The sequence below is a fragment of the Mesorhizobium sp. AA23 genome, from assembly GCF_001672435.1.
In the GTDB taxonomy this organism is placed as follows: Bacteria; Pseudomonadota; Alphaproteobacteria; order Rhizobiales; family Rhizobiaceae; genus Mesorhizobium.
In genome coordinates this window covers 343,543-356,496 of the sequence record NZ_LYTP01000001.1, presented here as the reverse complement: position 1 = coordinate 356,496, position 12,954 = coordinate 343,543, and the positions used below count along the sequence as shown (strand labels likewise).

General features: G+C 64.3%; 15 protein-coding genes. 5 read left to right on the top strand and 10 right to left on the bottom strand.

Features of this window, described 5'->3' with window-relative positions; all coding sequences use genetic code 11:
* Nucleotides 1–59: 59 nt before the first annotated feature.
* The gene (locus A9K66_RS01670) at nucleotides 60–2,021 is read left to right on the top strand and encodes a PAS domain S-box protein (protein WP_245307354.1); all 1,962 of its coding nucleotides are present in this window, start codon (nucleotides 60–62) and stop codon (nucleotides 2,019–2,021) included.
* A 31-nt stretch (nucleotides 2,022–2,052) separates the two neighbouring features.
* Here the strand turns inward: A9K66_RS01670 and A9K66_RS01665 are convergent, their stop codons facing one another.
* The 7 genes from A9K66_RS01665 to A9K66_RS01635 all read right to left on the bottom strand — a co-directional run bounded on the left by A9K66_RS01665 (nucleotide 2,053) and on the right by A9K66_RS01635 (nucleotide 7,673).
* Nucleotides 2,053–2,931 (bottom strand): 3-hydroxybutyryl-CoA dehydrogenase, encoded by an 879-nt coding sequence (locus A9K66_RS01665; RefSeq protein WP_067319090.1) that lies wholly within the window; start codon nucleotides 2,929–2,931, stop codon nucleotides 2,053–2,055.
* Between the two features lie 272 nt (nucleotides 2,932–3,203).
* Nucleotides 3,204–4,133: an electron transfer flavoprotein subunit alpha/FixB family protein gene (locus A9K66_RS01660; protein WP_066990179.1), complete on the bottom strand. Its 930-nt coding sequence runs from the start codon at nucleotides 4,131–4,133 to the stop codon at nucleotides 3,204–3,206.
* A gap of 23 nt (nucleotides 4,134–4,156) precedes the next feature.
* Complete coding sequence (locus A9K66_RS01655) at nucleotides 4,157–4,906, bottom strand: electron transfer flavoprotein subunit beta/FixA family protein (RefSeq protein ID WP_067319088.1); 750 nt, start codon at nucleotides 4,904–4,906, stop codon at nucleotides 4,157–4,159.
* Nucleotides 4,907–5,154: 248 nt separating this feature from the next.
* Nucleotides 5,155–5,964 carry a rhomboid family intramembrane serine protease gene (locus tag A9K66_RS01650; protein WP_067319086.1) on the bottom strand — a complete coding sequence of 270 codons (810 nt, stop codon included), beginning with the start codon at nucleotides 5,962–5,964 and terminating at the stop codon, nucleotides 5,155–5,157.
* Between the two features lie 25 nt (nucleotides 5,965–5,989).
* The gene (locus tag A9K66_RS01645; RefSeq protein ID WP_067319084.1) at nucleotides 5,990–6,571 is read right to left on the bottom strand and encodes a cob(I)yrinic acid a,c-diamide adenosyltransferase; all 582 of its coding nucleotides are present in this window, start codon (nucleotides 6,569–6,571) and stop codon (nucleotides 5,990–5,992) included.
* A gap of 18 nt (nucleotides 6,572–6,589) precedes the next feature.
* Nucleotides 6,590–6,781 carry a twin transmembrane helix small protein gene (locus A9K66_RS01640; protein WP_066990167.1) on the bottom strand — a complete coding sequence of 64 codons (192 nt, stop codon included), beginning with the start codon at nucleotides 6,779–6,781 and terminating at the stop codon, nucleotides 6,590–6,592.
* A 25-nt stretch (nucleotides 6,782–6,806) separates the two neighbouring features.
* Complete coding sequence (locus tag A9K66_RS01635; RefSeq protein ID WP_082953634.1) at nucleotides 6,807–7,673, bottom strand: SDR family oxidoreductase; 867 nt, start codon at nucleotides 7,671–7,673, stop codon at nucleotides 6,807–6,809.
* A 58-nt stretch (nucleotides 7,674–7,731) separates the two neighbouring features.
* On the opposite strand from A9K66_RS01635, the gene A9K66_RS01630 reads away from it, so the two are divergent.
* On the top strand, nucleotides 7,732–8,583 hold the full coding sequence (locus A9K66_RS01630; protein ID WP_066990164.1) for a YihY/virulence factor BrkB family protein: 852 nt from the start codon (nucleotides 7,732–7,734) through the stop codon (nucleotides 8,581–8,583).
* Here A9K66_RS01630 and A9K66_RS01625 read toward each other — a convergent pair.
* Nucleotides 8,553–9,455, bottom strand: coding sequence for a DMT family transporter (locus tag A9K66_RS01625; protein WP_067319647.1), 903 nt, complete (start codon nucleotides 9,453–9,455; stop codon nucleotides 8,553–8,555). The genes A9K66_RS01630 and A9K66_RS01625 overlap by 31 nt on opposite strands.
* Nucleotides 9,456–9,615: 160 nt before the next feature.
* Here A9K66_RS01625 and A9K66_RS01620 point away from each other — a divergent pair, with 160 nt between their 5' ends.
* The gene (locus A9K66_RS01620; RefSeq protein WP_066990158.1) at nucleotides 9,616–9,903 is read left to right on the top strand and encodes a hypothetical protein; all 288 of its coding nucleotides are present in this window, start codon (nucleotides 9,616–9,618) and stop codon (nucleotides 9,901–9,903) included.
* Here the strand turns inward: A9K66_RS01620 and gluQRS are convergent, their stop codons facing one another.
* Nucleotides 9,904–10,779 carry a tRNA glutamyl-Q(34) synthetase GluQRS gene (gene gluQRS, locus A9K66_RS01615; protein ID WP_067319646.1) on the bottom strand — a complete coding sequence of 292 codons (876 nt, stop codon included), beginning with the start codon at nucleotides 10,777–10,779 and terminating at the stop codon, nucleotides 9,904–9,906.
* A 92-nt stretch (nucleotides 10,780–10,871) separates the two neighbouring features.
* Here gluQRS and A9K66_RS01610 point away from each other — a divergent pair, with 92 nt between their 5' ends.
* Both A9K66_RS01610 and A9K66_RS01605 read left to right on the top strand, forming a co-directional pair.
* Nucleotides 10,872–11,531, top strand: a complete 660-nt coding sequence (locus A9K66_RS01610; RefSeq protein ID WP_066990156.1) for a DNA-3-methyladenine glycosylase — start codon at nucleotides 10,872–10,874, stop codon at nucleotides 11,529–11,531.
* A 110-nt stretch (nucleotides 11,532–11,641) separates the two neighbouring features.
* Nucleotides 11,642–12,199 (top strand): HNH endonuclease, encoded by a 558-nt coding sequence (locus tag A9K66_RS01605; RefSeq protein WP_040970486.1) that lies wholly within the window; start codon nucleotides 11,642–11,644, stop codon nucleotides 12,197–12,199.
* A 219-nt stretch (nucleotides 12,200–12,418) separates the two neighbouring features.
* On the opposite strand, the gene A9K66_RS01600 is transcribed toward A9K66_RS01605, so the two are convergent.
* A complete protein-coding gene (locus A9K66_RS01600; RefSeq protein WP_067319082.1) occupies nucleotides 12,419–12,937 on the bottom strand; it encodes a disulfide bond formation protein B in 519 nt (172 codons plus the stop codon).
* Nucleotides 12,938–12,954: the final 17 nt, after the last annotated feature.

Sequence of the window (12,954 nt, the reverse complement as noted above, 5' to 3'; positions counted from 1 at the left end):
CATTCCTTAAAATCGATCCGCCAGGGTTGTGGCAGTTGCGCATGGGGTGGGATCGCATTGTGGCGTGGTTGAGTTGGAAAGGTCCGCGGGCCGGCAAGCGCGCTGTGCTCGCCTTGATGGCGGCAGGGCTTATCACCCTGATGGCATCGGTCCTGTTGCCGGCGCTGGAGCTCGGTGCGGACGCGCTGAAGTTCTGCCTACAGATATCGGTCGCCGTCACCGCCGTGACGCTCTTTGTCTCGGCGCTGTTCATCCGCAGGATCATCGACGACCGCCGGCAGATTGCCGAGAGCGAGCAGCGCTTTCGCCGCGCGATGGAAGATTCGGCGATCGGCGTCGCCATCGTCGGCCTCGACGGCCGCATCCTTCAGACCAATCCCGCCTTCGCGGCGATGCTCGGCTACAGCCGGGCGGAAATCGAGGCGCTGACCTTCTTCCAGATCACGCATCCCGACGATCTGCAGATCGGCCGTGAGACGATGATCGCGCTGAAAGAGGGAAAGATCGATTCCTTTCATTTCGAGAAGCGCTACCTCAAGAAGGACGGCACTCCGGTCTGGGCGCAGCTCGCGGGCTCGGTCATTCGCGAAGACGAGACCGGCAAGCCGCTCTATCTTGTGTCGCAGATCGAGGACATCGATGCGCGCAAGCAGGCCGAAGCGCGCATCGCCGAAGCCGAGACGCGTTGGAATTTCGCGCTGACCAGCGCCGGACAAGGCGTCTGGAGCCTCGACATGCGCAAGGGCGGCACGACTTACTCCGAAACCTGGGTCAGAATGCTGGGCTATGACGATGGCGAGCTGGACGGCGACCCCGACCGCTGGCTGACGATGATCCACCCGGACGACCGCCAAATCGTCGCCGAGGCGGACCGGGCGCATCTTGACGGCGAGACGGCCTTCTTCGAGGCCGAGTTCCGGATGCGCCACAAGGACGGCCATTGGGTCTGGATCCTCGACCGCGGCAAGGCGATCGAACGCGACGGCGAGGGCCGGCTGATCCGGGCGATCGGCAGCTTGACCGATATCACGGAGCGCAAGGAGGCCGAAGAACGGCGCAAGGTCTCGGCGGCGATGCTCGCCGACGAAAGGGAGCGGCTCAGGGTGACGCTGCAGTCGATCGGCGACGCGGTGATCTGCACCGATGCCGCGAACCGCGTCACCTTCATGAATCCGGTCGCCGAAAAGCTGACCGGCATTGCCAGCGGCGAGGCGCTTGGCAAGGTGCTCGGCGATGTCTACTGGGCGGTCGACGAGGAAACCGGGCAGAGGATCGGCCTGACACGACCTTCGGCCGCCGACCGCCATCATTGCGATCAGAACGCCCGCGCCGTGCTCATCAGGCGCGACGACACGCGCTGCAGCATCCGCCAAATGGTGTCGCCGATTATGAACGACCACGACGAGTTCTGCGGGTTGGTCATCGTCTTCCAGGATTTCACCGACGCGCGCGCCCTGCAGCGCCAGCTCGCTTATGCCGCGGCCCATGACGCGCTGACCGGGCTCGCCAACCGCCCAAGCTTCATCCGCACGATGGAGGAGCTGGTCGATCGGTGCCGGTTGAATGGCGGCGAGCATCAGTTCATGTTCGTCGACCTCGACCACTTCAAGGCGGTCAACGACACTGGCGGCCACGCGGCGGGCGATGCGCTGCTGAAGCGCGTCGCCGACGCCATCCGCAACGTGCTCGGTCCGGAAGATATCGTCGCCCGTCTCGGCGGCGACGAGTTCGCGGTCGTGCTGAAATCGGGCGCGCCGGCGCGAGCGACGGTCGCGGCGCGTTGCATCATCGAAGCCATCCGCAACCTGGGCTTCAGCTGGGACGGTCGTCCGCATTCGATCGCCGCCAGCATCGGGCTTGCGCCGATCCGCGCCGGCTGCGGCGAGGTGGACGAGATCATCGCCCGCGCCGATGCCGCCTGCTATGCCGCCAAGGCGGCCGGCCGCGGCTGCGTTTCGGCAGCACCCGATGAAGTTTCGAAGGACGAGGCAGAGCCCCTGCCGCTTGCCGCGGCATCCTGAACGCCGCGCAGTGAGCGTTCAGTCGTGGGGCTCAGCGCGTCGGCACCGGATGGTCGCCGCGATAGTCGTAGAAGCCGCGGCCGGTCTTGCGGCCGAGCCAGCCGGCCTCGACATATTTAACCAGCAGCGGGCAGGGGCGATACTTGGAATCCGATAGGCCCTCATGCAGCACCTGCATGATCGACAGGCAGGTGTCGAGACCGATGAAGTCGGCCAGCTGCAGCGGCCCCATCGGATGGTTGGCGCCGAGCCGCATGGCGGTGTCGATGGCGTCCACCGTGCCGACGCCCTCATAGAGCGTGTAGATCGCCTCGTTGATCATGGGCAACAGGATGCGGTTGACGATGAAGGCCGGGAAATCCTCCGAAACGGTTATCGTCTTGTCGAGCCGGTTCACGAAGGTCTTGGCGGCCTCGAACGTCTGGTCCTCGGTGGCGATGCCGCGCACCAGCTCGACCAGCTTCATCACCGGCACCGGGTTCATGAAATGTATGCCGATGAAGCGCTCAGGCCGGTCGGTCTGCGCCGCGAGCCGGGTGATCGAGATCGAGGAGGTGTTGGTCGCGAGAATCGCCTCCGGATTGAGCTGGGGGCAGAGCTGGGCGTAGATCTTGCGCTTGACCGTCTCATCCTCGGTCGCCGCCTCGATGACGAGGTCGGCGGCGGCTAGATCGGCCATGGCGGACGCCGATGAGATGCGCGCCATCGCCTCGTTGCGCGCCTTCTCCTCTAGCTTTCCCGAACCGACCTGGCGGGCCATGTTGCCGCTGATGGTGGCGATGCCCTTCTCGACCCGGTCGGACGAGATGTCGTGGATCAGGACCTTGTAGCCGGCCAACGCCGAGACGTGGGCGATACCGCCCCCCATTTGACCTGCGCCGACAATGCCGATCGTCTCGATCTTGCTCATTACCCCAATCCCGTCTGGAGCATTTCCGCTTCTGCGAGGCACGGAAGCGCTCCCTTCTCTTTGTTTCCCGCAATTCCGGACGCAAAGTGGCTCGGCACTTTCCTGGAATTGCTCTTTTTGTTTATCGCAATTCCGGAGGGAAAACCGCTACGGACTTTTCCTGGAATTGCGCAGGCCTTTACCGGCCTGCTTTTTGTGCAGTGCAAACTAAAAGGGCGGGGCGACTTCGTCTACCCCACCCTTCCGATTTTAATATGCCAGAGCAGAAAGCGTCAAAGCGCCTTTTGCAGTTCCGGCAGGATGACGAAGAGATCGCCGACGAGACCGTAGTCGGCAACCTGGAAGATCGGCGCTTCCTCGTCCTTGTTGATGGCGACGATGACCTTGGAATCCTTCATGCCGGCAAGATGCTGGATGGCGCCGGAGATGCCGACCGCAATGTAGAGATCGGGGGCGACCACCTTGCCGGTCTGGCCGACCTGCCAGTCGTTGGGCGCATAGCCAGCGTCGACGGCGGCGCGGGATGCGCCGACGGCAGCGCCGAGCTTGTCGGCGACCGGCAGGATGACCTCCTGGAACTTCTCCGAGGAGCCGAGTGCACGGCCACCCGAGATGATGATCTTGGCCGAAGTCAGCTCGGGACGGTCGTTCTCGGAGAGCTTGTTCTCGACGAAGGAGGAGAGGCCGGGATTGGCGGCGGCGTTCACCGTCTCGACCGAAGCCGAGCCGCCCTCGGGCGCTCCTTGGAAGGAGGCGGTGCGCACCGTGATCACCTTCTTGGCGTCGGTCGACTGCACGGTCTGGATGGCGTTGCCGGCATAGATCGGCCGCTTGAAGGTGTCGGGCGAGACCACCTCGATGATCTCCGAGACCTGCGCGACGTCGAGCAGGGCCGCCACGCGCGGCGCGACGTTCTTGCCCGCTGAGGTGGCGGGGGCGACGATCGCGTCATAGGAGCCGGCGAGCGAGACGACGAGCGCAGCCAGCGGCTCCGCCAGGCGCTCGGAGAGCTCGTCGGCCTCGGCCAGCAGGACTTTGCGAACACCCTTCAGCTTGGCGGCCGCGTCGCTTGCCGCCTTGGCGCCTTTACCGGCGACCAGCACATCGACATCCGAGCCGATCTGCAGGGCCGCCGCGAGCGCCTTGGCGGTCTGGTCGGAAAGGCTTGCGTTGTCGTGTTCGGCGATGAGGAGAATTGCCATTTTCCTGTTCCTTTCCTGACCGCTTAGAGCACGCCGGCTTCGTTCTTGAGCTTCTCGACCAGCTCGGCGACGCTCTTGACCTTGACGCCCGCCTTGCGGCCGCCGGGCTCCTCGGTCTTGATCACCCTCAGGCGCGGCTTGACGTCGGCGCCGTAGTCGGCCGGGCTCTTTTCGTCGAGCGGCTTCTTCTTGGCTTTCATGATGTTGGGCAGCGATGCATAGCGCGGCTGGTTCAAGCGAAGGTCGGCGGTCACGATCGCCGGCATTTTCAGCTCAACCGTCTGCAGGCCGCCGTCGACCTCACGCGTCACCTTGGCATGATCGCCGGCGAGCTCGATCCTGGAGGCGAAGGTGCCTTGCGCCCAGCCGAGCAGCGCCGCCAGCATCTGGCCGGTCTGATTGCTGTCGTCGTCGATCGCCTGCTTGCCAAGGATGACGAGGCCGGGCTTCTCGGCCTCGACGACGCCCTTCAACACCTTGGCGACACCCAGCGGCTCGGTCTGCTCGTCGGTCTTGACCAGGATGGCCCGGTCGGCGCCCATTGCGAGCGCGGTGCGCAGCGTCTCCTGCGCCTGCTGCGGGCCGATCGAGACGACGATGATCTCCTCGGCCTTGCCGGCTTCCTTGATCCGGATCGCTTCCTCGACCGCGATCTCGTCGAACGGGTTCATCGCCATCTTGACGTTGGCAAGCTCGACGCCCAGTCCGTCAGCCTTGACGCGGACCTTGACGTTCGCGTCCACAACCCGCTTCACGGGCACAAGGATCTTCATTTTCCTGTCACCTCTCCTGAGATAGTCGGGCGCGCTATAGCAGTGTGCGCCTTGTCAGAGTTGTCGAAAGCCGACATTCCGGGCGGAATTCTGGTCTCCAACGGCCAAGAAGCAGTTCCACCCCGATGTTTCGGTTGAGCATGATCGTTCCGAAAAGCGGTTCCCACTTTTCGGGATCATGCTCTGTGGTGGCGTTCCGTAGTGGCGGCAATCCGGCGCGTCAATATGCACGTCGCACTCAAATCGGTTCAGTCTGGCGGCGACGCCGCGCCGCGGCCCCATCGAGGCGCCGTCTGTGCCGGCGCCTCGGGCGCTGGTCCGGGCTCGATCGGGAGAGGGACGTTCTGGACCTTCGGCGTCGGGTCCGGCTCGCCGTCTGCGCCGGCAAGCAGCGGCACGCCGCGGCTGCGCAGCACCAGGACGAGAACGGCGCCGGCAATGATGCCGCCGATGTGGCAGGCCCAGGAAATCTGATCCTCTCCGCCGGCGGCAAACATCACGATCTGGAACAGGATCCAAAGGACGAGCGGGATGAAGGCGGGGATGCGCAGAGGAATGCGCGCAAAGACCAATACCCACACCTTAACCTTCGGATAGAGGACCAGATAGGCCGCAACCACGCCGGCGATGGCGCCGGAAGCGCCGATCAGCGGCACCTGGGAATCCCAGCCGACCAAGCCTTGAAAGAAAGCGCCCGCCGCCGCGCAGGCGAGGTAGAAGATCAGGTAGCGGATATGGCCGAGCGCGTCCTCGACATTGTCGCCGAACACCCACAGGAACAGCATGTTGCCGCCGAGATGGAAGATGTCGGCATGCAGGAAGGAATAGGTGAGATAGCTGAGGCTTTCGGGAATGACGACGAATTCGGGCGACAGCTCCACCTTGTCATGGACGACAGAGGGGATGAAGCCGAGGCCAAGCACTGCGGCATTGGTGAAGCTCTCGCCGCCAAGCGTGGTCGCGAGATAGACCAAGGCATTCGCGGCGATCAGGCCGATCGTCACATATTGTAGGCGGATGTGGCGGAGCCTGTTGGTATCGTAGAGCGGGATGAACATCGGACCCTCCCGCCATACCCGGTTGTCAGCGGTTCTTGCCGGGAACCCATAGCACGTCGGCATTTCCGTTGTCATTGACCGCCCGCGCGGCGACGAACAGGAAGTCAGAGACGCGGTTGACGTATTTCAGCGCTTCGCGGTTGACGTGCTCGGCCGGGTCCTGCGCCAGCGCCACCATGAGGCGTTCGGCGCGCCGTGTTACGGTGCGCGCAAGATGCAGGGCTGCCGCGGCAGGCGTGCCGCCGTTCAGCACGAAGGATTTCAGCGGCTGCAGGTTCTTGTTGAGAGCATCGATGTCCTTTTCGACGCGCCCGGTCTGCGCGGCGACGATGCGCAGCGGCTCGTAGCCGAGCGGTTTGCCATCGTCCGGGACCGCAAGGTCGGCGCCGAGGTCGAAAAGATCGTTCTGGATGCGGGAGAGCATGGCGTCGAGCGCCGGATGATCGGTTGCGGTGTGGACGCGCGCCATGCCGACGCAGGCATTTGCTTCGTCCACCGTGCCGTAGGCTTCGACGCGCAGATCTGACTTCAGGCGCCGCTCGCCGCTGCCCAGACCGGTAGTGCCGTCGTCGCCGGTACGGGTATATATCTTGTTGAGCTTGACCACCTTCTCCTCCCCGGCCCGTTACTTGCGGGTGAAGTAGACGGTCAGCATGATCAGCACCAGAGCTATGAACTGCAGCAGTACGCGGGCCTGCATCAGCTTGTTGGAGGTGAAGCCTGAGCCGCCGCGCATCATGTTGACGAGGCCGCGGATCAGCACGACCACGACGGCAGCCATGACGACAATGGCGAGGATGTTGAAGACGGTTGCCATGGTGCTGGCTCCAGTTGGGTTTCGGTCAGGCCCGCCTGGCGAGCACGCGGTAGAGCATCGAGGCCGGCAGGATGCGCTTGAGCGCCACGCCGATTCTGGCCGGCACCGTTACCACATAATGCGGGTGCGGGCGCTGTGACAGAAGCGCGTGGCGCAAGGCAGCATGGACCACCTCAGGTCCGGGCTTCAGACGCGAGACGCTGCCGCCGGCCTTGAGCCGCGCGAGCTGCGCCTGGTAGTCGGCGCGGTGAACGGAGTTCTCGACGTCGATGTTCTTCAAGAACCATGCCAGGCCGTTGCTGGCGATCTTCGAGGTCACCGGCCCCGGCTCGATCAACGAGACATGAATGCCGCTGCCTTCGAGCTCCTGGCGCAGGCAAAGCATCAGGCCTTCGACGGCATGTTTCGACGCCGAATAGGCGCCGCGAAAACGGACCGGGGCGAGCCCCAGGATCGAGGAGCAGTGGACGAGGCGGCCGTGGCCCTGGCGACGCATGACCGGCACGACGCGGCGGGTCAGGTCGTGCCAGCCGAAGAAATTGGCTTCGAACTGCTCGCGCAGCGCTTCGACCGGCAGGTCCTCGACGGCACCGGGCTGCGCGTAGGCGCCATTGTTGAACAGCGCGTCGAGCGTGCCGCCCGTGCGCTCCAGCACGGCCTCGGCCAGGGCGGCGATGGACTCAGGCTCGCGATAGTCGAGATAGAAGGCTTCGATGCCCTCCGTCTCGAGCGCGGCGATGTCGGCCGGTGTGCGGGCCGTGGCGAACACGCGCCAGCCTTCCGCCTTCAATGCCCGCGCGCAATAGGCGCCTATGCCGGAGGAGGTGCCGGTGACGATGATGCTGCGCAACTGTTCAGCGGTGGGCAACGTTGTGGGACCTGGGGTTGCCATTTGCCGCAATCCCTTCCCATATTCGCGGCGTCGACACAATCGAGCGGAGCGCGGGTCCTTGCTCAGGAATATCGTCGCGGTCAAGCGCGTGCTCTACGATGCGATCGGCCATTTCACCACCGACGATGGCTGGGCAATGGCCAGCCATCTGGCGATCACCTCGCTGATGGCGCTGTTTCCGTTCCTGATCTTCGCAACGACGCTGGCCAGCTTTCTCGGCGCGCGCGCCTTCGCCGACACGGCCGTGCATCTGGTCTTCGACACCTGGCCGGAGCAGATTGCCAAGCCGATCGCGCGCGAGGTGCAGAATGTGCTCACCGTGCGGCGCAGCGACCTCCTGACCTACGGCGTGCTCTTAGCCGCCTACTTCGCCTCGAACGGCATCGAGGCGCTAAGGACCTCGCTCAACCGCGCCTATCGCGTTACCGAGACGCGCGGCATCATCCACCGCCGGGTGCAGAGCATCGTTTTCGTGCTGATCGCGACGGCCTGCTTTCTCGCCGTCAGCGTGCTTCTGGTGCTCGCGCCCCTGCTCGCGCGGCTGGCCGAGGCGCATCTGGAATGGATCAAGCCCTATATGGGCACGATCACCATATGGCGTTACGTGATCGCCTCGACGGTCATCGTCATCGGCCTGTTCGCGGTGCATATCTGGCTGCCGGCCGGCAAGCGCCGCTTCGTTTCCATCGTTCCGGGCATCGTCTTCACGCTGGTCGCGTGGCTGGCCGGCTCGACCATCTTCGCCACCTATCTCGACCATTTCTCGTCCTATGTGACGACCTATGCGGGGTTGGCCTCGATCATGATCGCGGTGGTGTTCCTCTACATCATCTCGGCCATTTTCATCCTTGGCGGCGAGCTCAATGCCGCGATCAGCCGCTATCTCGAGGCGCGCGCCCGCGTGGGTTGAGCTCTGTCCTGACGGGCGGTCGCGAGCCCGACGCCCAAAGTGGCGATCGCCATGCCGGCGATCTGCAGCAGAGTGAGCTCTTCGCCGAACAGAGCCCACGCGATGACGGCGGTTACGGCGGGCACAAGATAGAACAGCGATGCGACCTTCGACATCTCGCCGTCCCTGATCATCACCATCAACAGGAAGATGGCGCCGAGAGACAGCACCAGGACCAGCCATGCCATGGCAAAGATGAGCTCGCCGTTGACGGTGATGGTGCGCGTCTCGAAGGCGAGCGACCCCAGGATCGTGACGACCGAGCCTCCGACATACTGCCACATGGTCGCCGAGACGAGGTCGCCGCCGGAGGCGAAGCGCTTTTGCCAGATCGTACCAGCGGCCATGCCGAGCACCGAGACCAGCGAGGCCGTCAGCGTTGCCGCGGTAACGCCGCCGCCAATCATGCCGAGCTTCGGCCACAGCACGATGACGACGCCCAGAAGCCCGACGGCAAGGCCCGCCCAATGGCGCGGCAGGATCGCCTCGCCGAGAAATTTGCCGGCGAGCACCGCCGTGATCAGCGGCTGCAGGCCGACGATCAGCGCCGAAAGCCCGGCCGGCATGCCTCTGTGGATCGCCCAGAAGACGCCGCCCAGATAGACGCCGTGCATTAGGACGCCGGCCACCGTCGCATGAAGCGCCTCCTCGCGGGTGGCCCGTCGCGAGCCGATAAGGACGGTCAGTCCCGCAAACAGGATCGCCGCCAGCACGAAGCGGATGGCAAGGAAGGTGAACGGCTCCGCCCATGGCATTGCATAGCGCGCGCCGATGAAGCCGGTCGCCCACAGAACGACGAAAGAGGCGGGGATGAACCGCTTGATGCTGTGCATTGGAAGGAGGGCTCTGGCTGCGCGTGAAAAGTTGATGTCGGCAATTGCTCTAATGCCGATCAATTCGGCAAGCAAAACGAAACGGTTGATCCATAAGCTCATCCGAATTCAACAAACGGTGCCAAGAGGGGCATGGCGTTAAGGCACGCCATGAGCAGGCATGCTTTTGCATCTCGGGACGACATGGCTGCTGTTCGCGGTCGCCACCGTCGCGGTCTTCGGATTCTTCTTCGGCACCGCGCTCGATGCCATCATGAAGGATGACGGCTTCGGCTCGACCGGCAACACGCTGCTCTTCACGCTGGGCTTTTTCGTTGCGGTGATGATCGCCAACGAGCACGGCATCACCTTCCGGGATATCAAGCTAGCTGTGGCATGGGGATTGAGCGGCGCCTTCGTCTTCATCAGCGTGATGGCGCTGATCAAGGCCGGACTGGCTCGCTTGTAGTCAAAGCCCAACCAGCCGCACGACATCCTGCGGCGACACGCCTGCCTGCCTGAGTGCGGCAAGGCCGGTGTCCTTGAAACTCTTGGACAGCTTGCGGCCGTCTGAGCCGAGGATCAGCCGATGGTGGAAGTAGCGCGGTGCGGACAGACCGAGCAGGTCCTGCAACAGGCGCTGCACGCTGGTCGCCGCGTAAAGGTCCTGACCACGCACGACATGGCTGACGCCCTGCAGCGCGTCGTCGACGACGACTGCGAGATGGTAGCTGGTCGGGATATCGCGGCGCGCCACGATGACGTCGCCCCAGGCCTGCGGCGTTGCGTCGACCGTGTGCGTCGCGGCCATAGCCTCGTCAGTGAACTCGACCCATGACAAGGCGCCCGGCACGCGTGCCATTGCTGCCTCGATGTCGAGCCGCCAGGCAAAAGGCGTGTTCTCGGCAATGCGCCGCCTGCGCTCCTTAGACGGAAGTGCCTTGTCGAGCGGCGGGTAAAGCGGCACGCCGTCGGGGTCGCGCGGCCAGTCGCGGCCGCGTTTCTCGGTCTCGGCAATGAAGGCGCGGATCTCGCCGCGGCTCATGAAGGCGGGATAGACGAGTTCCTCGGCGATCAGCCGGTCGAGCACGGCCCTGTATTCGGAAAAATGTTCGGACTGGCGCCGCACGGGCTCTTCCCATTCGAACCCCAGCCATTCCAGGTCGCGGAATATGCCGGCCTCGAATTCCGGCGTGCAGCGGATGACATCGATGTCCTCGATGCGCAGCAACAGCCGTCCTCCCGCCCGCGCCGCCATTTGCCGGTTCAGCAGCGCCGAATAGGCATGGCCGAGATGCAACTCGCCATTGGGGCTCGGCGCGAAGCGGAATGTCAGGAGCGTCATGTCTCGGACGGCATTCGGGTTGAAAGGCGCTTCCGCCGGTTGATAGTTAGCCATCAATTGCCACTTCATGAGCGCCCTGGGAACAAGCAAACGTGCAACGCATCGCCTCGCTCGACGACATTGCGGCAGGACTCGACGCGCTCTGCCAGCTCGATCCACGGCTGGAGAAGGTACGCGGCATGGCCGGCGAGGTGCCGCTGAGGCTCTCCGAGCCCGGATTCGGCAGCCTCGCGTCGATCATCGTCTCGCAGCAGGTGTCCCGCGCCAGCGCCGATGCCATTTTCGGCCGGCTGATCAGGCTGGTCGATCCGCTGACGCCGGAAGGCATCCTTTGTGCCGGCGAGGATATTTTCCGCGAGGCCGGCCTGTCGCGGCCGAAGCAGCGCGGGCTGATCGCCATCGCGCAAGCCGTGGCCGGCGGGCTTGACCTCCACCATCTCTGCTCGCTCGATGCCGACGAGGCGATCGCGGCGATGACGGCGGTGCCGGGCATCGGACCGTGGACGGCGGAGTGCTACCTGCTGTTCGCCGCCGGCCACCCCGATGTGTTTCCCGCGCGCGACGTCGCGCTGCAGACGGCGGTCGGCCATGCCCTGGGCATCGACCCTCGTCCGCCGGAGAAAACTCTGATTCGACTGGCCGAATCATGGAGCCCGTGGCGAGGGGTCGCGTCGCGGCTTTTCTGGGCCTACTATCGGGAATTGAAGGGCAGGGACGCGGCGCCACCTGTCGAGATGGCCGAAAAAGCATGAAAATCATGCGTTTTTGAACGTTTCGCCGAACGACAATCCGCTTCACATCCCTGTCATGTCGGGCTTACAGTATCCGTGGCGTTCGGTTTGGAACGAAGGAGGCCAACTACGTGACGGTTGCCGTATCTCCGGATGGGCTTCCCGCGCTGGTGCTGAATGCGGATTACCGTCCGCTCAGCTATTACCCCCTGTCGCTCTGGTCGTGGCAGGACGCCATCAAGGCTGTCTTCCTCGACCGGGTCAATATCGTCGCCGAATACGAACACGCCGTCTCCTCGCCGACCTTCTCGATGAAGCTGCCGAGCGTGGTCAGTCTGAAGGCCTATGTGAAGCCGTCGCGGCATCCTGCTTTCACCCGCTTCAACGTCTTTCTGCGCGACCGCTTTCAGTGCCAGTATTGCGGCACGACCGACGATCTCACCTTCGACCATGTCATCCCGCGCCATCGCGGCGGGGCGACGACCTGGGAGAACGTCGTGGCCGCCTGCTCGCCCTGCAATCTCAGGAAAGGCGGCATGATGCCGGCGCAGGCCAAGATGTGGCCGCTGCAAAAACCCTATCAGCCGACCGTGCACGATCTGCACAACAACGGCCGCCTGTTCCCGCCCAACCATCTGCATGAAAGCTGGATGGATTATCTCTACTGGGATGTCGAATTGGAGCCTTGAGATCGTTCGATAATTCGGGAGGCTGGCTGCCTGAAGCAAGCGTCTGCGCTTCCGGTGCTCACGTGCTTTTTGTAGCTGCCGCATGTCCTTTTCGGAAAACCGAAACCACTTTTCCGGCACATGCGGGAGTCCGCTCCGCTCCGGTTCTCGACGCTCACTTCATTCGACTCGGCGCGCCGAATTCTTTGAACGATCTCGCGTTGGCGCTTTCGTGGCAGCTCAGTCGCGCGCGAGCGCGCAGCGTAAGGCGACGGCGGCCAGGATGAGGCTGGCGATGGCGTTCCAGCCAGCGAGCGACAAGCCGAGGATGCGAAGCGCGGCCTTGTAGCAGGAGGGCGGCACGAACTTGTCCAGCGCATCGAGCACGCCCTTGCCGCCGGTGTCGACCGGACCGGCGCCAGCCGTGCAGTCGGCGGGACCAGGCCACCACGCCCATTCGACGCCGGAATGGTAGACGCCGAGATAGAGGCCATACAGCATCAAGAGGCCACCGATCCCCAGCAGGCTGCGCGTCAGCCAGGCCGGCGCGCGCATCATCGAGGCAGCGGCCGCGACCAGCATCAGCGGCGCGCCGATATAATAGGGCGTGCGCTGTTCCAGGCAGAGATGGCAGGGGATGTAGCCGCCAATATACTGGAAGGCGAGCGCCGAGCCGACGGTCGCTCCCATGGCGACGGCCAGGAACAGCGCGGCACGCGTCCGCTGGCGTCCAGTGTCGGCGGTCATGGTCGCTGTCATCGGTCGTGATCCGTTCG